Raw genomic sequence first — 18,383 nt, forward strand, 5'->3', positions numbered from 1 at the left:
CCGCACTAACCCAAAGGGATGCCCTTTCGCCGGCTGAGTGACCTCACATTCTCAACAGTGGAAGGTGCTCGGCGATGGCGGAGGCGCGGGTGCCGGAGGTGTCGGCGTCCGAACCAGAAAGCCCCTCAACCCCCACAACCAGGCGCAGCCACGTAATCGGCGAGCACTGAACAACGTTGGGCGGAGTGCCACGGCGATGCTCCAGTCCCGAGATGCACTGGATGGCGGCGAAGGGAGGAATGCGCACCTCGACGGAATGGCCGGGAGCCAGCTCCTCCAAGACAGCCGCGGACAGGCGAACCGCCGCAGCTACGTCGGCACGAGGCGGACGAGGCTGCTCCGCGGGGTTCTTTACCCAGGGCAACACCGCTTCAACGGCACTGCGAGCAGCGGTGGATAGTTCCGGGCCATGCAAATGCTTCATGTCTAGTAATTGTAGTTCTGAGTTTGTAGCGCTCTATCGAACACCGACGTGTGGGGCGCGTTAGTATTGGGGAGTTGAACACAAGAGAAGTACAGAAAATTCAGTACAGGGAATTCAGTACAGGGATTTAAGGAAGGCAGTGACCCGTGGCGGAAAGCGCAGAAAACACCACCCAAAGCGAGCACAATGCAGCTGATAACACGGCGGAGGCTCCCCACGAGCGCAGCCCGAAGGTGACGCTGCGCTTCCTCGCCGCCCCGACGGACGTGCTGATGGCAGGGGCGATGGGCGTACACGGCGGTCGCGTACTGGAATGGATCGATAAGGCCGCCTACGCCTGCGCCGTCGGCTGGGCTCAGTCTTACTGCGTCACCGCCTACGTGGGACACATCCACTTCACCCGCCCGATCCCCTCGGGCCACATGGTGGAGGTCCGCAGCCGCATCGCCTACACCGGCCGCAGCTCCATGCACATCGTCAACGAGGTGCTGTCCGCCGACCCGCGCGAGGGCGTGTTCACCCGCGCCTGCGACTGCCTGGTGATCTTCGTCGCCCTGGACGAAAACGGTAAGTCCAAGCAGATCCCCTCCTACGTGCCGACGACCGACGAGGAGAAGCGTGTGGAAGATGCCGCGCTTTCCCGCATCCAGCTGCGCAAGGCCATCGAAGAGGAGATGCTGCGTCAAACCTACACCGAAAAGTCCACCGCCCCGGAGCTGGTGAACCGCTTCCTCGCGAAACCGACGGACGTGAACTGGGGCGGCAACGTGCACGGTGGCACGGCCATGGAATGGATCGACGAGGCGGCCACTGCCTGCACGATGCAGTGGACCGGCGAGCGCACCACCGCGGTGTACGCCGGCGGTATTCGCTTCTACCGCCCGGTGCACATCGGCGACCTCGTGGAGGTGGATGCACGCCTGGTGCGCACCGACGAGCGTTCGATGACGGTGATGGTGCACCTGCGCGCTGGCGACCCGCGCGAGGGCAAGGGCAACCTGCCGGTGGCCATCCACGCATCCATGACGTACATCGCTATCGACCTGGACGGTAACCCGCTGCAGGCCCGCAAGTACACGCCGGTGACCAGCGAGGATAAGCGTCTGGAGGAGCACGCCGCCACGCTGCGTAACCTGCGCAAGGAGTTCCTGCCGCGGCCGCTGGTGAGCCCCAGCAACCGCGACTTCCGCTTCGTGGAGTAACGCCCGGGGAGCTGGGCGCAACTCCCCGCCCCGCTGAATACTCCTGAATACTCCGCACGGCGCATAGCAAAAGGGGCTCGCGACCACACCGGTCGCGGGCCCCTTTCTCAGCTCTAGCTCTTCAGCGCCTTACTCTTCGGCACCTTAGATGACGGAGTTGTTGCCTGCCGCGTGGCTAAACAGCGCGGGCAGCGTGGACGTCCACGCATTCTCGGCCGCCTCCAGGGCGATGACGACGTCGAAGTCCTCATCGTTCTGCTTGGCCGGGTCGAGTTCGACCTCTCCACCGAAGGGCAGCACCGGGAAGACGCCGGATCCGAAGCGAACAACAGGCTGGTCTGCCGCGTCGTTCACGCCGGTCAGGCCGATCCAGCCGCCGGTCAGGCCGGTATCGGCCAACTCGCGCATCAGGTCGCCGTAGTCCTCGCTGCGCACTGCCAGCAGCACGCGGGAGGCGGTCTCGGAGAACAGCCCCACCGCCGCCTGCTGAGCCAGCGTGCGGCCCTCCACGGCGGCGGACTCGTGCTGGCTGAGCATCGGGTTCACGGCTACTCCGCGGCCGGACTGGATTGCCAGCTCCACGACGGCCTGCGACAGGCCGCCCTCGGAGAGGTCGTGGGCCGCGACGATCTTGTCGCGCTGCGCGGTGATGAAGGCGCCCAGGCGCTGCTCCACGGACAGGTCCACCTGCGGCGGCATGCCGGCCAGCTCGTCGTGGACGACCTGCTGCCAGATGGAGCCGCCGAGCTCCTCGCGGGTTTCCGCGCCCACCAGGACCAGGTGGTACTCCTCCTGCTTCTCGCCCTCGGCAGCCGGCTTAGGCAGCTGCTGCGGAATCCGGCGAGCGCAGTCGTCGATGGTGCCCAGCACCGCGATAACCGGGGTCGGCAGAATGGCGGTGTCGCCGGTCTGGTTGTAGAAGGAGACGTTGCCGCCGGTGACCGGAATGCCCATCTCCTTACAACCATCGGCCAGGCCGTGCACGGCCTCGCGGAACTGCCACATCACGCCCGGATCCTCCGGGGAACCGAAGTTCAGGCAGTTGGACACTGCCACCGGGGTGGACCCCGTGACGGAAACGTTGCGGTAGGCCTCAGCCAGCGCCAGCTGGGCGCCGGTGCGGGGATCCAGGCGCGTGTAACGGCCGGAGGCGTCGGTGGAAACGGCGATGCCGCGACCGGTCTCCTCGTCGATGCGCAGCACACCCGCGTCTGCGTCCTTGGCCGCAACAGTGTTGCCGCGCACGTAGCGGTCATACTGCTCGGTAATGAACTCGCGGGAGCACAGCGCCGGGGAGGCCGCCAGGTCCAGAATCTGTTGGCGAACCTCCTGGGAGGTCTCCGGCAGCTCCACGCCGCGGGCCTTGTTCAGCTCTTCCTGCTCCGCCGGGCGCTCGTAGGGGCGCTCGTAGACCGGGCCTTCCTCAGCCATGGTGTGCGCCGAAGCGTCCACCACGATTTCACCGCAGTGTTCGATGACAAGGTGCTCGCCGTCGGTCACGCTGCCGATGTCGGAGGCCAGCACGTCCCACTTGCGGCAGATCTCCATGAACGCATCCACGTTCTCCGGCTCCACGACGGCGCACATGCGCTCCTGCGACTCGGAGGACAAGATCTCCGCGGCGGTCATGCCCTCAGCGCGCAGGTGCACGTTGTCCAGGTTGATGTGCATGCCGCCGTCACCGGCGGAAGCCAACTCTGCGGTGGCACAGGAAAGCCCGGCGCCGCCGAGGTCCTGAATGCCCACCACCACGTTGGCGCGGTACAGGTCCAGGCAGCACTCAATCAGTACCTTCTCTGCGAAGGGGTCGCCCACCTGCACGGCGGGCAGCTTGCGCTCTGCGCCTTCCTCAAAAGTGTCAGAGGCCAGCACGGACACGCCGCCGATGCCGTCCAGGCCCGTGCGGGAGCCGAAAAGGATCACTCGGTTGCCCTTGCCAGAGGCGAAGGCCAGCTTGAGGTCTTCGGTCTTCAAAGTGCCCACGCACAGTGCATTTACCAGCGGGTTACCCGCGTAGGTGGCGTCAAAAACAGTCTCGCCGCCAATGTTCGGCAGCCCCAGAGAGTTGCCATAACCGCCCACACCCGCGACCACGCCGGGCAGCACGCGCTGGGTATCCGGCAGGTCGGCCGGGCCGAAGCGCAGCTGATCCATCACGGCCACCGGGCGCGCGCCCATTGCCATGATGTCGCGGACGATACCGCCCACGCCGGTGGCTGCGCCCTGGTAGGGCTCCACGTAGGAGGGGTGGTTGTGGGACTCGACCTTGAAGGTCACCGCGTGGCCATCGCCGATGTCAATCACGCCAGCGTTCTCACCGATACCGGCGAGCATCTTGGACTTCATCTCTTCGGTCGTGGTCTCGCCGAAGTAACGCAGGTGCGTCTTCGAGGACTTGTACGAGCAGTGCTCGGACCACATGACGGAGTACATGGCCAGCTCCGCATCGGTCGGGCGGCGGCCCAGCAGTTCCTTGATGCGCGCGTACTCGTCGTCCTTTAGGCCCAGCTCGTGATACGGCTGCTCCAGGTCCGGGTTGGCCTTAGCATCGGCGACCGTGTCGTTGTGAATCATGAGGATCGGGTGCTCCTTGTAAGAAAAAAGATTAGGAAACGAGCGTAGACAGAACGGACTGGAACAGCCCCAGGCCATCCAAGGACGGGCCGGTCAGGGTTTCCACGGCGTGCTCCGGGTGCGGCATAAGGCCAACCACGCGACCGTTTTCGCTGCACACTCCGGCGATCGAGTTGCGGGAGCCGTTGTGGTTCTCGACGTAGCGGAACACCACGCGGCCTTCGCCCTCCAGGCGCTCCAGCGTTTCCTCGCTGGCCTGGAAGCGCCCCTCACCGTGCTTCGAGGGCACTAGGATCTTGGTGCCCTCGGCGAACTGGTTGGTCCATGCCGTGGATGTGTTTTCCACGTCCAGGTAGATGTCGCGGCACACGAAGTGGAGCCCCTCGTTACGGGTGAGGGCGCCGGGCAGCAGGCCGGCTTCCTGCAGAATCTGGAAGCCGTTGCAGATCCCCAGCACCGGGGTACCGCGCTCCGCGGCAGCCACCACGGACTTCATTGCCGGGGCGATGGCGGCGATAGCACCGGCGCGCAGGTAGTCGCCGTAGGAAAAGCCACCGGGGACGACCACAGCGTCGACGTTCTTCAGGTCCTCGTCTGCGTGCCACAGCTCCACCGGCTCTGCACCCGCCAGGCGCACAGCGCGCACGGCATCGACATCGTCGAGGGTGCCGGGGAAGGTGATCACTCCAATGCGGCTGGTCACTTACTTAGCCTCCACATCTGCGCCTTCGACGACCACGTCGTAGTCCTCGATCACGGTGTTTGCCAGCAGGTCGGAGGCGATCTTCTCCAGATCCTCGCGCGAGACACCCTCGCCGACCTCCAGCTCAAAGCGCTTCCCCTGACGCACGTCCTCTACCCCACTGATGCCGATGCGGCCCAGGGCACGAACGACGGCCTGACCCTGCGGATCGAGGATTTCCTTCTTGGGCATAACGTTGACGACAACACGAGCCATGGCTTCTACATTCTCCCAGCTTTGCGGTAATTTCCCGGTAGGTTACCGCCCCATCGTAACACTGCTGGGCGACCGCCCCCTTAAGCTACAGATGCCTGCTGGCGTTCCACGTAATCGCAGTAGTTCGCGGACTCGTAGCCGGCTTCGCGCAGCAACTCGAGAATGCGCAGCATATCGCCCGCCACGTCGTCCTTGCCAGCCTTCGCCGCGCTGATGGAAAGGCGGATGTCTTTGCCCTTCGCGGCGCTGCGGCGCGCGCTGTTGAGGACGTTGCGACGCCACCATTTCACCGACCCAAACCCATCGCCGAACGCGAGCACACGCACCGGATGGCGCTTTTCATTGATGAGATCCCGGATGGTGTACGCATCCGCCGCGACTGCGAAACCCACCTCGCCGGCAGCCTGCAGCGCGTCCTCCGACGCCAGCCAACGGGTCGGGGCGAAGGACTTCGGGCTCAACCCGAGGGCATCCAGCTGGCGGGTGGCCGCGGAGAGCCGCAGGGTGGCCTCGTGGCGGCCGAGCCGGTGGAACTCCCCCTTGCCGTGCGCCCCGCCCAGCGGTCCCAGCCCGCCGAGCAGCAGCTCGTGGCCGCGGGCAGCAGAATCGTGGATCAGTTCCAGCGCCGCGTGGTCATCCTTCAGCCGCCAGTTCGGCCCCTGCACTGTCAGCACCAAACCGGCGTGCAGGTCCAGCGCCCGCGCCGCATCCCGCATTTTCTCGGCCGCGGTCACCGTGTCCTGGCGCAGACCCGTGATGGTCAACAAAACGCGGGGGGCACGCTGGGCGCTGGGGACGGTCTGTGCGGGGCTCATAGATACTTAGCCTGCACAACACAGGTGAACGGGAGGTAACGCCCGCCCTACATCTGGGCGTCGAGTTGTTAAAGGCTCTGAGCCGCTATTCTTGACCCCTTTCAGGTCCACCAGCCACCAGCAGCTCGGTAGCCCCCATCCTGTCCAGCTCCCAGGCAGTCTCGAAAGCCGCCTGGCGCCACTTGGCGTAGCGGCCGGATACGCCGCCGTGGCCGGCCTCCATGTCGATGCGCAGCAGCGTGTTCTCGGCGCCCACCTCGCGCAGCTTTGCCACCCACTTCGCGGGTTCCACATACAGCACGCGGGTGTCGTTCAAGCTGGTCACCGCCAGGATCGGCGGATAGGTCAGGTCGGCCGAGACGTTCTCATAGGGAGCGTAGCCCGCCATGTAGTCGTAGACCTGCGGGTCGTGGAAGGGATCACCCCACTCGTCCCACTCCGTCACGGTCAGCGGCAGCTCCGGCATGAGCATGCTGGTCAGCGGATCCACGAAAGGAACCACGGCCTCGATGCCCGCGAAGCGATCGCCCGCCAGGTTAGCCACAGCACCCATCAACATGCCGCCGGCGGAGCCGCCCTCGGCCACCATCTGCTCGCGGGTGGTCATGCCCTCGCGCAGCAGATGGTCGGCGACGGCCACGAAGTCCGTAAACGTGTTGCGCTTCTCCAGTCCCTTGCCGTGGTCGTACCACTGCCGGCCCATCTCGCCACCCCCACGGACGTGTGCGATGGCGTACACCACGCCGCGGTCCAGCATGGACAGCCGGAACAGGGAGAATCCCGGGTCGATGCAGTTTTCATAGGAACCGTAGCCGTACAGCAACACCGGGTTGGCCTGAGTGATGTCCACGTCCGTGCGGTGGATCAGAGAAACCGGAACGCGCGCGCCATCCTCGGCCGTCACCCACAGCCGCTGCGAGGTGTACTGCGCAGGGTCGAACTCCCGGCCGTCCGGGTCGGTCAGCACCTGCTGTTCCTTGCGCAGGATCTTCTCCCCCGTCGCCAGGTCGATGTCGTAAATCCGCGGCGGGGTGGTGAAGGCGGTATAGGCCACGCGCAGCACCGGGCTCTCCCACTCGCTGTTGCCCACGGCCCCAACCCCGCAGAGTTCCCCGGGGAATTCGATCCGCTCGAACTCGCCAAAGGCCGGGGCGGAAGAGTCGCCGGTCGAGGTGTCGGCGTCACCAAGCTTCATGATGTAGCTGGTCTCCAGCGCATTCTCCCGAGCTTCGAGGACAATGTGGTCGCTGAAGACATCCACGCCCTCCAGGCGCGCATCCTCGCGGTGCGGCACTAGCGCTTGCACGTCGTCCCACGCGGCGATCTGGCCGGTTGGGTGGTAGCCGAGCTCGCTGTTCGCACCGGTCTTGTTATGCAGCACCAGCCACAGATCCAGGCCGCCCACAACTGCGTGATCCACTCCGTACTCCACATTGGCCTCGCGCGGGATTACACAGGTCAGCTCGGCATTCGGATCCTCCAGGTCGAGGTACCACACCTCGCTGGTCACCTTCGAGCCCGTGTGGACCAGCAAGTAGCGCTCGGAGCGGGTGGTTGCCACGCCCGTCCAGAATCGTTCGTCGTCTTCGCGGTACACCAGCTCGTCTTTATCGACGCCCTCACCGACTGTGTGGCGCCAAATTTCGTGTGGTCGCCACGCTTCATCCACGCGCTGGTAGTACACGGTATCCCTGCCGACCCAGGTGGCTCCGTAGAAGACATCCTCGATCTCGTCTTCCAGGTCCTCTCCCGTGGTGAGGTCGCGGATGCGCAGGGTGAAGCGCTCGGAGCCGGTCTCGTCCACCGAATAGGCCAAGCGCGTGCCGTCCTGGGTTACGCTGGCCGCGCCCAGGCTAAAGAACTCCTTGCCCTCGGCTAGGGCGTTGCAGTCCAGGAAGGTCTCCTCGCCCGGCGCGGGGATGCCCGGTTCGATCGTCGGCGGAGTCCAGTCGTTTTCGTCGGCGATGGGAACGCGGCACATGGTGCCGTAGCTCTTGCCTTCCTCGGTGCGGGAGAAGTACCACCAGCCCTCGGAACGCACGGGCAGGGACATGTCCGTCTCCTGCACCCTCGCCTTAACTTCCTCGAACAGGCGATCCTGCAGGGGCTTGAGGTGCTCCGTCTGCTGGGCAGTCCAGGCGTTTTCCGCCTCTAGGTACTGGCGGACTTCCGCATTTTCCTTGTCGCGCAACCACTCGTAGTTGTCGACGAACTCGCGGCCGTGGAAGGTGCGAGTGTGCGGCACCTGCTTGGCGATCGGCGGGGCCGCGATCGGGTTGTTAGCTGTCTGGGGCGCGTCGTTATTAGGCATACGCGCCATGCTACTCAGACAGGACTACTGGGAGCCGAATTGGTTGGGGCTGCAGTCGCCTAGACGCACTGGCCGATCCAGTCGGAGAAGCGCTTGCCGGATAGCTTCTCGTAGGCCTCGATGTAGCGCGAGCGGGTGGCCTCCACCACGGAGCCCGGCAGTGGCGGCGGGGGCGTGCCCTCGGACTTGTCCCAGCCGGACTTCGGGCCGGTCAGCCAGTTGCGCACGTACTGCTTATCGAAGCTGGGCTGCACCTTGCCCTCCTCGTAGCCCTCGGCGGGCCAGTAGCGGGAGGAGTCCGGAGTCAGAACCTCATCGGCCAGTACCAGGGTGCCGTCGGCATCCAGGCCAAACTCGAACTTGGTATCAGCCAGGATCAGGCCGCGCTCCTCGGCAATGGCGGCGGCCTTCTTGTAGATCGAGAGGGTCGCATCGCGCAGCTCGTTGGCGCGCTCCTCCCCCAAAGCCTCGACGACCACGTCAAAGCTCACGTTCTCGTCGTGGTCACCCAGCTCGGCCTTGGTGGCCGGGGTGAAGATCGGCTCCGGCAGGCGGGAGGCCTCCACGAGCCCCTCGGGCAGCTCCACACCGCACACGCTGCCGGTTTCCTGGTACTCCTTCAGGCCAGAGCCGGTCAGGTAGCCGCGGGCCACGCACTCGAAGGGGATCATATCCAGCTTCTTGCACAGCATGGCGCGGCCGAGGACGTACTCGGGGATCCGCTCGTCATCCAACGCACCGGCCAGGTGGTTGGGGAAATCGATCTCGTCAAAGAAAAAAGCGCTCACGGCAGTGAGCACCCGGCCCTTGTCTGGGATCTCAGTATCAAGGACGTAGTCGTAGGCACTGATCCGGTCACTGACAACCATCAGCAGGTTGTCCTCGTCGACTTCGTAGATCTCCCGCACTTTACCTGCGGAATGGTGCTCGTACTCGCACAGTTCTGGACGCATGAGTAGACAGTGTAGCCCTGTACCAGGCATTTGACTATTTGTGGCCGGAACTGTGCGAATCTTCGGCGTTTGCGCAGCTAAAAGAGCACTAGTAGCTGGGCAATACGCAGCTACAGAATCTCGCCCGGCGCGTAGGAAGCTGCCTCCGGGTGGCGGTTCTTAACTTCCTCGATGCGCGCCAGAACGCGGGACACCTGGGACTCGGCCGCGCCGATGAATGCGTGGCGATCCGCCAGAGCCTCCTCCAGCTGCGGTTCGTCCAGCGGGAAGCGGTCGTCGCCGGCGAGGCGCTGCACCAGATCCTGGTCGCCACCGTTCTCGCGCATGTTCAGCGCCACCGCCACGGCGTGCTCCTTGATCAGCTCGTGGGCCGTCTCGCGGCCTACCCCGGCGCGCACGGCTGCCATCAGGATGCGCGTGGTGGCCAGGAACGGCAGGTAGCGCTCGAGTTCCCGGTCGATCATCGCCGGGAAAACTCCGAACTCGTCCAGGACGGTCAGGAAGGTCTCACACATGCCGTCGAAGGTGAAGAAGGCGTCCGGAAGAGCAACGCGACGAACCACAGAGCAGAACACGTCGCCTTCGTTCCATTGCGCACCGGCCAGGTCGGCGGCCATGGTCAGGTAGCCGCGCAGCAGGACCTGCATGCCGCCCACGCGCTCGCAGGAGCGGGCGTTCATCTTGTGCGGCATGGCGGAGGAACCGACCTGGCCTTCCTTGAAGCCCTCCGTGACGGTCTCATTGCCCGCCATCAGGCGAATCGTCATCGACAGCGAGGACAGGGCGGCGCCGATTTGCGCCAGGGCGCTCAGCGCGTCCATGTCCAGGCTGCGCGGGTAAACCTGGCCGACGGAATCGAATACGCGGGAGAAGCCAAGGTCCTCGGCGATGGTGCTTTCCAGTGCCGCCAGCTTGGACTCGTCGCCGCCGACCAGGTCCAGCATGTCCTGGCTGGTTCCCATCGGCCCCTTAATGCCACGCAGCGGGTAGCGCCCCAGCAGGTCCTCGATGCGCTCCAGCCCTACCAGTAGCTCATCGGCGGCGGAGGCGAAGCGCTTGCCCAAGGTCGTTGCCTGGGCGGCCACGTTGTGAGAGCGCCCGGCCATCACCAGCGACTGGTTCTCCGCCGCACGGCGGCCGATGCGCGCCAGGACGGCAACGGCCTTGTCGCGGGCCAGCTGCAGGGAGCTGAAGATCTGCAGCTGCTCCACATTCTCCGTCAGGTCGCGGGAGGTCATGCCCTTGTGGATGTGCTCCTGGCCGGCCAGCGCGTTGAACTCCTCGATGCGGGCCTTCACGTCGTGGCGGGTGACCTTTTCCCGCTCGGCGATGGAAGCAAGGTCTACGTTCTCGATGACCTTCTCGTAAGCCTCGATGGCCTCGGCCGGGACATCGACCCCGAGGTCGGCTTGGGCCTTCATGACGGAGATCCAGAGCTTGCGCTCCATGATGATCTTGTCCTCCGGGGACCAAATGGCGGTCATCTCCGGGGAGGCGTAGCGGTTGGCAAGGACGTTGGAAATATTTTTCTTAGCAGGCACGTCCTCGAGTTTATGCGTACCGCTGACTTTTAGGAATCCGCGAACTTATCCAGGTCTTTGATCCGCCCCGCGGCGATCACGAGGTCGCCGGAGCGAATCACGTACTCCGCCGGCGGAGTAGAAAAGTGCCCGTCCGCCGAACGCACTGCAACGATGGCGATCCCCTGCGGGGTCTCCTCCACCTTGCGGCCGTGCATGCGCAGCGGGGGCGCCAGCTTTGCCATCGCAAAGTCGCGGTCGAACTCGATGTATTCCTGCACGTGGCCAGCGATCAGGTGCGCCACGCGCCGCCCAGTATCCCTTTCGGGTCGCACCACGTGGTGCACACCGATCTGCGTCAGGATCTTCGCGTGTTGCTGGTTGTCTGCCTTCGCCCAGACATTGGGTACCCCGAGGTCCATCACAGCGGAAGCTGTAAGTAGTGACGCCCCCATGTCTGAACCGATGCCGATTACAACACGGTGGGCATCCTGCACCCCGAGCTGGCGCAGCGCATCCTGATCGGTGGTTTCGGCGATGACCGCGTGCGTCAACAGCGGGGCGGCTTTCGTCACCACAGCTTCGTCCACGTCGATGCCCAGCACCTCCACGCCGGACTGCACGAGTTCTTCGCCGAGGGCCATGCCGAAGCGGCCCAGGCCGATGATGACGACGGGAGGGTTAGCAGGGCGGGAAAAGAACTTAGCCAATGAACGGCCTTTCTACTGGATAGGAATAGAGGCGTTGGTTAGTGCGGGCGGCCAGAGCCGCGACCACGGTGATGGGACCGATGCGTCCGAGGTACATCAGCACGACCAGCCATATGCGGGCGAAGTCCGGCAGCTCCGGGGTGATGCCGGTGGTCAGGCCCACGGTGGCGAAAGCGGAGATGGTCTCGAAGGTGATTTGATGGGAATCGTACTGTGGCAGCAAAAGTTGCAGCGCCATGATGGATACTCCGACCACCAGGAAGGCCATCATGAATACCGCCATCGCCTGGCGGACGATGCGGCTCGGAATTCGCCGACCGGCGACCAGCAGCTGCTCGTCGCCACGCACCTCCGCGATCAACACGGCCACCAGCACCGCAGCGGTCGTCACCTTCACGCCACCCGCGGTGCCGCCCGAGCCGCCGCCGATGAACATCAGAAAGTCCGTCAGCATCAGCGAGGACGGGCGCAGCTCCGTCAGATCCACTGAGTTGAAGCCGGCCGTGCGGGAGGAAACAGAGTGGAAGAACGCCGCCTGCAGCGCCGATAGCGGTGTGAGGTCGCGCAGGGCGTTGGTCCACTCCATCAGCGCGAAGCCGACCGTACCCACCACCAGCAGGATTGCGGTGCCGGTGAGCGTGAAGATCAAAGTCAGCGATGGCGGGCGCTTCACCTTCGAACGCCACCGCGCCCGCAGTTCCAGCAGCACGGGGAAACCCAGGCCGCCTATGACGATGCCGACGGCGATGGGCAGGATGATGCCCGCGTCGTTGACGTAGGGCATCAGGTTGTCGGAGCGCAGGCCGAAGCCAGCGTTGTTGAACGCGGAGATCGCGTGGAACGTACCCTCCCACACTGCCGGCAAGAAGCCGTATCCATAGCCAGAGGCAAAGCGGAAGGTCAGCACAATGGCTATCACCAGCTCAGTGGCCAGGGAAAAGCCGATGGTGCCGAAGATGATGGTGCGGATTTCGCCCAGGTTCCTTCCGCGTTGTTCCGCGGCGGCGCGCAGGCGGCCTTTGACGCCCATCTGTCCAGCCAAAACATAACTCACCACCGTGGCGAGTGTCATGATGCCGAGACCTCCGACCTGGATGAGCAGCATGATGACGACCTGCCCGAAATGGGACCAGTAGGTCGCGGTATCCACGACGGTGAGACCGGTCAAGCAAGTGGCCGAAGTGGCGGTGAAAAGAGCGGTGGTGAACTCCGGGCTCTCCGGTCCGCTGCGGGATATGGGCAACAGCAACAGCGCCGTGCCTGCGAGGATAAGCAGCAGGAAACTGACGGAGACCAGCTGCGCGGGGCTGAAGCCTTGCCAGCCCCGCCGGCGACTTTCGCCTGGGTGTGCAATCACAAGTGGTTACATTAAACCTATTGCCCCCAGTGCGAAACCCTTATGCGCGAGTTTTTCTCACAACATCCCGGGCGCTAGATGGAAATGCGGCCTTCAACTGCGGGAAGGGCGATGTCGGAGCGGTAGTGCGAACCTTCCAGCTGGATGCCCTGCAGGGTCTCATAGGCCTGCTTGCGTGCCTCTGCCAGGGTGGCGCCGGTGCCGATGACGTTCAGCACGCGGCCGCCGGAGCTCACCAGCTGACCATTCTGTTCCGCCACGCCCGCGGCCAAAATGCCGCGGGATTCGTTGCCCGGCTCCGCGCCGACAATCGGCTTGCCGGTAACCGGGCTGGCCGGGTAGTTCTCGGCGGCTAGCACGACAGTCAGCGCGTAACCGTCCTCCCACTCCAGCGGCGGAAGCTGGTCCAGGGTGCCGGTCGCCACAGCATTCAGCACCCCACCCAGCGGGGTCTTCAGCTGACGCAGCACGGGCTGAGTCTCCGGGTCGCCGAAGCGGCAGTTGAATTCCACCACAGCCGGACCTTCGCTACCCCAGGCCAGACCTGCGTACAGCAGGCCGTTGAAAGGCACGCCCTCGGCGACCATCTGCTTGGCCACCGGCTCCACAACCTCGGTCACGATGCGCTGCACGCCATCCGCCGGCAGCCACGGCAGCGGAGTGTAGGCGCCCATGCCGCCGGTGTTTGGGCCTTCGTCGTTGTCCCCCACTCGCTTGAAGTCCTGCGCGGGCAGCAGCGGCACCACGGTCTCGCCATCCACCAGGCAGAACAGGGAAACCTCCGGGCCATCCAGGAAGCTTTCCAGCAGCACCGGGTTGCCGCCTGCGTGCACGGCGTGGATGTGCTCCAGAGCCTCCGCACGGTCGGCCGTGACCACCACACCCTTTCCGCCGGCCAGTCCATCGTCCTTGACAACGTAAGTTGGGCCGAACTTGTCGAGGGTGGCGTCAATAAAAGAATCGCTAGACCCGACAGGGACAGCGACGGCATCGGCGGTACGGACCTGCGCCTTGGCCATGATGTCCTTCGCAAAGGCCTTCGAGCCCTCGATCTGTGCGGCGGCGGCCGACGGGCCGAACACGGCAAAGCCCGCCGCGCGCAGCTCGTCGGCAACCCCGGCAACCAGCGGGATCTCGGGGCCGATAACAACCAGATCCGCCTCGATCTCGCGGGCCAGGGCCACCGGATCGCCGTCCGGGTGCAGGGTGGCCACGGCCGTCATGCCGGCGTTACCCGGGCTGACGTGGACCTGTTCGACGGAGGGATCCAGGGACAAAGAATAAGCCAGTGCGTGCTCGCGGGCACCGCTGCCGATAACAAGAATGCGCATGGTTCCCCAGTCTAGCGAAGCTAACCCCCGCCACCAGATACGTTTAACGCGCTAACATCGGCAGCATGGCTACGGTATTCACGAAAATCCTGAACGGTGAGATTCCCGGTCGCATCGTCTACCGCGACGAAACCGCGGCGGCGTTTTTGACCATCGAACCCGCGGCATACGGCCACACGCTGGTCGTACCGATCGAGGAGGTCGACCGCTGGACCGATATGGATGCGACAACGTGGGCTCACTGCAACGAGGTCGCGCAGCTGGTGGGCAAGGCCATCGTCGAGGCTTTTGACGCCCCCCGCGCCGGCTACCTGATCGCTGGATTCGAGGTGCCACACGCCCACATCCACATTTTCCCGGCTTCCGACATGTCCGGCTACAGCCTGCAGAACGTGATGCGGATGGACGAGACGGATCCAGAGAAGATGGATGAGTCGGCGGCCAAGATTCGCCAAGCGCTGCAGGCTCAGGGCGTAGACGAGGCGAAGATCCCTTCCGCTTAAAGGCTTGAAAGTTTAGAGCACAGCCCCCTTCTTTCGTTTCATTGTCATTGCGGTGGATAACCAGTGGAAAACGACAACAACGACAACGTGGTTGACCCAGAGGTCTCCCCAGAGCTCGACCCAGAACTCGACCTAGAGGAACTAGCCGAGGTCGATCCCCCGGCGAGTGCAGCCGTGGCAGAGAACTTCAAGGACCCCGATAGCTTCGATAGCTACGACGGCTACGGCAACTATCGCAGTGGCTCTTCGGACGATGACTACGACCCCGCCAACGCGGGCGACGTCATCGGCCCCGACCCTGATATCCGCAGCTGGCTTAGCCGCCTTGGCAGCGGCATGGCCAGCGGTCTTTCCAACACCGGGCGCTTCCTTTGGGACATTCCGGGGCGCATGACCCGCCCGCAGCTACCGCAGCTCCGCGGTGCCATCCCCGACCCGCCGCTGGGCGCCCGCCAAGTCTCCCCCGGTTACGCGGACGACCTCTGGCAAGCCCGCCCCACTATCGACCGCCCGTACCCGGTAATCCTGATCCACGGGACGATCAGCTCGAAGAACGTGTGGCAGAACCTGGTTCTGCGCCTGCGGGACGACGACTTTGTGGTGTTCAGCCCGGACTATGGCGTGCACGGAACGCAGGATATTCCAACCTCCGCCCAGGACATCGGTGCCTACATCGAGCAGGTGCTGGCCGCCACGGGCGCGGAGGCTGTGGACATCGTGGGACATTCCCAGGGTGGGCTGCTGGCCCGCTATTGGATCAACGAGCTCGGCGGCGAGGATTACGTCCACCACCTCATCACGCTCGGCGCTCCGCACCAGGGCACCACACTCATGGGCATGTTGGGCGGCATGTTTACCACGGACATGAGCCAGCGCGTGGCGGCTGCCACCATTCGCCGGGTCTTCGGCGCGGCGGGCATGCAGCAGGTCATCGGTTCGCCGCTGATGGAAACCCTGGCGGCCTCCCCCGAAACCCGCAACCACATTCGCTACACCTGCTACGCCACTCGCAACGATGCCACCGTGGTGCCTCACGAAAATGCCTTCTTGGGTGACCGGCAGCCCACCATCCCCAGCGACCACACCACGTTCCAACTCGAGGACGGCCATTCAAACGACACGGGCGAGGCCATCATCACGAACTATTTCCTGCAGGACTTGGGCGTGTCCAAGTGCAAGCACGAGGAGCTGCCGACGAACCCGGACGTGCAGGACATCGTCCACTTGGCACTGCTCGACGGCTTGGAGGAAGGCGATACAGAAGCGTAGGCGGGGCGGCCTCACATGCCCCGCGGGGCGCTATTCCGCTTCGGGTGCTTCGGGCAACTCGATCCGGAAGCGCGTTCCCTTGCCTTCTTCGCTGTCCACGGTGACCGTGCCGCCGTGGACCTCCACCAGCCCCTTGACGATCGACAGCCCCAGCCCCGAGCCACCGGAAGCTCGGGAGCGCGAAACATCCGGGCGGTAGAACCTTTCAAACAGATGTGGCACGTCTTCAGCCGGGATGCCCTGGCCGTTGTCCTCCACATCCACGATCACGTTGCCGTCGCGCTTATCCAGGCGCAGCTTCACCTCAGCGTCTTCGCCCGCGTGCCGCAACGCATTGGTCACTAGGTTGCCCAGCACCTGGTGCAGGCGGTTCACGTCGCCGATGACGATCGGCACATCCCCGGTTTCGTTGACGACCTGCACCGTGCGGTTCGGGAATCCCGCGCGCGCCGACTCCGCGGTTTCCAGCACCAATTCCAGCATGTCCACGCGGTTCTTCGCCAGCGGTCGGCCTTCGTCCATGCGGACCAGTGCGAGGAGGTCTTCGACCAGCAGAATCATGCGGCCAGCCTCTTCCGAAATCCGGTCGATGACCATGGGGGCGTCATCAGTAGCACCCGATTGGTACAGCTCCGCGTATCCGCGCACCGACGTCAACGGCGTGCGCAGCTCGTGCGAAGCATCCCCGATGAAGCGGCGCATCGATGCCTCGGAGCGACGTGCCTGCCTTTCCGAAGCGCCAATGGCCACGAACGCCGCTTGGATCTGCGCGAGCATCTTGTTGAGCGCCTGCGAAAGCCGCCCGACCTCTGTGTTGGGCCGCCAATTCGGCACGCGCTGCCCGAGGTCACCGTTCGAAATTTTTGACGCCGTCAGTTCCACCTCGTTCAGTGGACGCAAAGCGCGGCGCACCAGATACATCGATGCCAGGATGACGAACGCGACGACCGTCAGGCCGATCACTGCCTGCAACAGCACGAGGCGGGAGATAATGTGCTCTTCTTCGGCCAAAGGCAAAGCGACGATCGTGATGGTGCCGTCGTCATTGCGGAAGCTGGTAGCACGCCAGCTGATGTGCGTGCCGGAGTCCTCGCGCGAGCCGACGGTCACGGGCATGGTGGGCTGCCCCAGACCGCGGATCTCGGGGCGAGCCTTCAGCGGGGAGTTGAAGTACTCATAGGAGACCTGGTCGTCGACCACCAGAATGTAGAAGTCGCTGGGTGGGCGGGTAACACCGGTGACGGGATTCGGCGGCTGCTGGAGGTTCAGTACACCGAAACCTTCCAGCCCCAGAGCGCTGCTGTCGCTCCCGCTCCCGCTCGGCGCACTCTGATCCTCGGAATTGCCGTCGGCGAGGCCGGACCGGTGAGCCCAACCGTTTGTCGCCTGATCCAGCTGCTCGTCAACCCTTTGAATGAGAAAACGCTGAAGGGTGGTCGTCACGGATACCCCGGAGACCGTCAACCCCATAGCGACCAGCACCGCGATCACCACGACCAGGGAGATGCGCAGCGGATAGTGAGACAGGAAATGCCCAGGATGGCCGGAGCGGACGGGGACGGCGGAGCCTACAGCAGACACAGCAGGCTCGGGCGCGCCGGTGTTTTCAGCGTTGGACATAGGAATCAGGTTTTAGCTGCGGGGCTTACGCAACACGTAACCCACACCGCGGACGGTCTGGATGAGGTGTGGCTCTTCCTTGTCGATCTTGCGGCGCAGGTAGGAAACATAGGACTCGACGACGTTGCCGTCGCCGCCAAAGTCGTAATTCCACACGTGATCCAGGATCTTCGCCTTGCTCAGCACAACCTCGGCGTTGACCAGCAGGTAGCGCAGCAATTTGAATTCCGTGGGCGATAGGTCGACGATCTCGCCGGCCTTCGTGACCTCGTGCATGTCGTCATCCAGAGTGATGTCCTCGTAAGTGATAAGGCTGGATTCCTGCTCTTCCTCGGAGGACACACGGCGCAGGATCACGCGCAGTCGGGTGATGACCTCTTCCAGGCTGAACGGCTTGGTCACATAGTCATCGGCGCCGATGGTCAGGCCGTGGATTCGGTCCTCCACACCATCCTTTGCGGTGAGGAAGAGCGCCGGGGCATCGTGGCCTGCGGCGCGGAGCTTGTTGAGGAGGGTGAAGCCATCCATGCCGGGCATCATGACGTCCAGGATGAAAGCGTCCGGTTGGTAGGTTTCCGCCAGCGCCAGCGCGTCTTGGCCGTTGTCGGCCGTTTCCACATCAAACCCCTGAAACTTCAGGCTTACCTTGAGGAGGTCAGAAATATTGGCCTCGTCGTCGACGACGAGGACCTTCACCGGCTGGGTGTTAGGCATTGTCATGCACCTCATTGTGCTGCAGAGAATTAGCGTCTATCTGCATGATAGCTGGATGTTTCCTGTGAACCCTGTAGCGGTTTCCCACCACGGCATGCCACCACGGCATACCAACGCGGAAA

At 64.3% G+C, this 18,383-nt stretch carries 16 protein-coding genes; 3 read left to right on the forward strand and 13 right to left on the reverse strand.

What is annotated here, in order from left to right; all coding sequences use genetic code 11:
• Window positions 1-43: 43 nt before the first annotated feature.
• Complete coding sequence (locus L8V00_RS06355; protein ID WP_269944533.1) at window positions 44-424, reverse strand: sterol carrier family protein; 381 nt, start codon at window positions 422-424, stop codon at window positions 44-46.
• Window positions 425-570: 146 nt separating this feature from the next.
• Between L8V00_RS06355 and L8V00_RS06360 the strand changes: the two genes are divergently transcribed.
• A complete protein-coding gene (locus tag L8V00_RS06360; protein ID WP_049050094.1) occupies window positions 571-1,626 on the forward strand; it encodes an acyl-CoA thioesterase in 1,056 nt (351 codons plus the stop codon).
• A 144-nt stretch (window positions 1,627-1,770) separates the two neighbouring features.
• Here the strand turns inward: L8V00_RS06360 and purL are convergent, their stop codons facing one another.
• From purL to purD, 10 genes are all read right to left on the reverse strand, one after another.
• A complete protein-coding gene (gene purL / locus L8V00_RS06365; protein WP_269944534.1) occupies window positions 1,771-4,200 on the reverse strand; it encodes a phosphoribosylformylglycinamidine synthase subunit PurL in 2,430 nt (809 codons plus the stop codon).
• 31 nt (window positions 4,201-4,231) lie between these two features.
• Window positions 4,232-4,903 carry a phosphoribosylformylglycinamidine synthase subunit PurQ gene (purQ, locus tag L8V00_RS06370; protein ID WP_011273065.1) on the reverse strand — a complete coding sequence of 224 codons (672 nt, stop codon included), beginning with the start codon at window positions 4,901-4,903 and terminating at the stop codon, window positions 4,232-4,234.
• A complete protein-coding gene (gene purS, locus L8V00_RS06375) occupies window positions 4,904-5,158 on the reverse strand; it encodes a phosphoribosylformylglycinamidine synthase subunit PurS (protein ID WP_011273064.1) in 255 nt (84 codons plus the stop codon).
• An 80-nt stretch (window positions 5,159-5,238) separates the two neighbouring features.
• Window positions 5,239-5,973 (reverse strand): DUF2334 domain-containing protein, encoded by a 735-nt coding sequence (locus tag L8V00_RS06380; protein WP_269944535.1) that lies wholly within the window; start codon window positions 5,971-5,973, stop codon window positions 5,239-5,241.
• Between the two features lie 85 nt (window positions 5,974-6,058).
• Window positions 6,059-8,293 carry a S9 family peptidase gene (locus L8V00_RS06385; protein WP_269944536.1) on the reverse strand — a complete coding sequence of 745 codons (2,235 nt, stop codon included), beginning with the start codon at window positions 8,291-8,293 and terminating at the stop codon, window positions 6,059-6,061.
• A gap of 50 nt (window positions 8,294-8,343) precedes the next feature.
• On the reverse strand, window positions 8,344-9,237 hold the full coding sequence (locus tag L8V00_RS06390) for a phosphoribosylaminoimidazolesuccinocarboxamide synthase (RefSeq protein ID WP_035004628.1): 894 nt from the start codon (window positions 9,235-9,237) through the stop codon (window positions 8,344-8,346).
• A gap of 110 nt (window positions 9,238-9,347) precedes the next feature.
• Complete coding sequence (gene purB, locus L8V00_RS06395; RefSeq protein WP_269944537.1) at window positions 9,348-10,778, reverse strand: adenylosuccinate lyase; 1,431 nt, start codon at window positions 10,776-10,778, stop codon at window positions 9,348-9,350.
• Window positions 10,779-10,807: 29 nt separating this feature from the next.
• The gene (locus L8V00_RS06400; protein WP_269944538.1) at window positions 10,808-11,467 is read right to left on the reverse strand and encodes a potassium channel family protein; all 660 of its coding nucleotides are present in this window, start codon (window positions 11,465-11,467) and stop codon (window positions 10,808-10,810) included.
• Complete coding sequence (locus tag L8V00_RS06405) at window positions 11,460-12,824, reverse strand: TrkH family potassium uptake protein (protein ID WP_269944539.1); 1,365 nt, start codon at window positions 12,822-12,824, stop codon at window positions 11,460-11,462. The genes L8V00_RS06400 and L8V00_RS06405 overlap by 8 nt, the downstream gene beginning before the upstream one ends.
• Window positions 12,825-12,898: 74 nt before the next feature.
• Window positions 12,899-14,155 carry a phosphoribosylamine--glycine ligase gene (purD, locus tag L8V00_RS06410; protein ID WP_035004634.1) on the reverse strand — a complete coding sequence of 419 codons (1,257 nt, stop codon included), beginning with the start codon at window positions 14,153-14,155 and terminating at the stop codon, window positions 12,899-12,901.
• A gap of 65 nt (window positions 14,156-14,220) precedes the next feature.
• On the opposite strand from purD, the gene L8V00_RS06415 reads away from it, so the two are divergent.
• Together L8V00_RS06415 and L8V00_RS06420 are read left to right on the forward strand one after the other, a co-directional pair.
• Window positions 14,221-14,658: an HIT family protein gene (locus L8V00_RS06415; RefSeq protein ID WP_070488484.1), complete on the forward strand. Its 438-nt coding sequence runs from the start codon at window positions 14,221-14,223 to the stop codon at window positions 14,656-14,658.
• A gap of 63 nt (window positions 14,659-14,721) precedes the next feature.
• The gene (locus tag L8V00_RS06420; protein ID WP_269944540.1) at window positions 14,722-15,927 is read left to right on the forward strand and encodes an esterase/lipase family protein; all 1,206 of its coding nucleotides are present in this window, start codon (window positions 14,722-14,724) and stop codon (window positions 15,925-15,927) included.
• Window positions 15,928-15,957: 30 nt separating this feature from the next.
• Here L8V00_RS06420 and L8V00_RS06425 read toward each other — a convergent pair whose 3' ends face one another.
• Both L8V00_RS06425 and L8V00_RS06430 read right to left on the reverse strand, forming a co-directional pair.
• On the reverse strand, window positions 15,958-17,547 hold the full coding sequence (locus L8V00_RS06425; protein WP_269944541.1) for a sensor histidine kinase: 1,590 nt from the start codon (window positions 17,545-17,547) through the stop codon (window positions 15,958-15,960).
• A 12-nt stretch (window positions 17,548-17,559) separates the two neighbouring features.
• Window positions 17,560-18,267, reverse strand: coding sequence for a response regulator transcription factor (locus L8V00_RS06430; protein ID WP_035004640.1), 708 nt, complete (start codon window positions 18,265-18,267; stop codon window positions 17,560-17,562).
• Window positions 18,268-18,383: the final 116 nt, after the last annotated feature.

Source organism: Corynebacterium evansiae, assembly GCF_027570065.1.
Classification (GTDB): Bacteria; Actinomycetota; Actinomycetes; order Mycobacteriales; family Mycobacteriaceae; genus Corynebacterium; species Corynebacterium evansiae.

What these genes read in the sequence shown, in the direction of transcription:
- L8V00_RS06355 (WP_269944533.1), bottom strand. Translation starts at nt 424, where the DNA reads ATGAAGCATTTGCATGGCCCGGAACTATCCACCGCTGCTCGCAGTGCC.
- purL (WP_269944534.1), bottom strand. Translation starts at nt 4,200, where the DNA reads ATGATTCACAACGACACGGTCGCCGATGCTAAGGCCAACCCGGACCTG.
- purS (WP_011273064.1), bottom strand. Translation starts at nt 5,158, where the DNA reads ATGGCTCGTGTTGTCGTCAACGTTATGCCCAAGAAGGAAATCCTCGAT.
- L8V00_RS06380 (WP_269944535.1), bottom strand. Translation starts at nt 5,973, where the DNA reads ATGAGCCCCGCACAGACCGTCCCCAGCGCCCAGCGTGCCCCCCGCGTT.
- L8V00_RS06385 (WP_269944536.1), bottom strand. Translation starts at nt 8,293, where the DNA reads ATGGCGCGTATGCCTAATAACGACGCGCCCCAGACAGCTAACAACCCG.
- L8V00_RS06390 (WP_035004628.1), bottom strand. Translation starts at nt 9,237, where the DNA reads ATGCGTCCAGAACTGTGCGAGTACGAGCACCATTCCGCAGGTAAAGTG.
- purD (WP_035004634.1), bottom strand. Translation starts at nt 14,155, where the DNA reads ATGCGCATTCTTGTTATCGGCAGCGGTGCCCGCGAGCACGCACTGGCT.
- L8V00_RS06415 (WP_070488484.1), top strand. Translation starts at nt 14,221, where the DNA reads ATGGCTACGGTATTCACGAAAATCCTGAACGGTGAGATTCCCGGTCGC.
- L8V00_RS06425 (WP_269944541.1), bottom strand. Translation starts at nt 17,547, where the DNA reads ATGTCCAACGCTGAAAACACCGGCGCGCCCGAGCCTGCTGTGTCTGCT.
- L8V00_RS06430 (WP_035004640.1), bottom strand. Translation starts at nt 18,267, where the DNA reads ATGACAATGCCTAACACCCAGCCGGTGAAGGTCCTCGTCGTCGACGAC.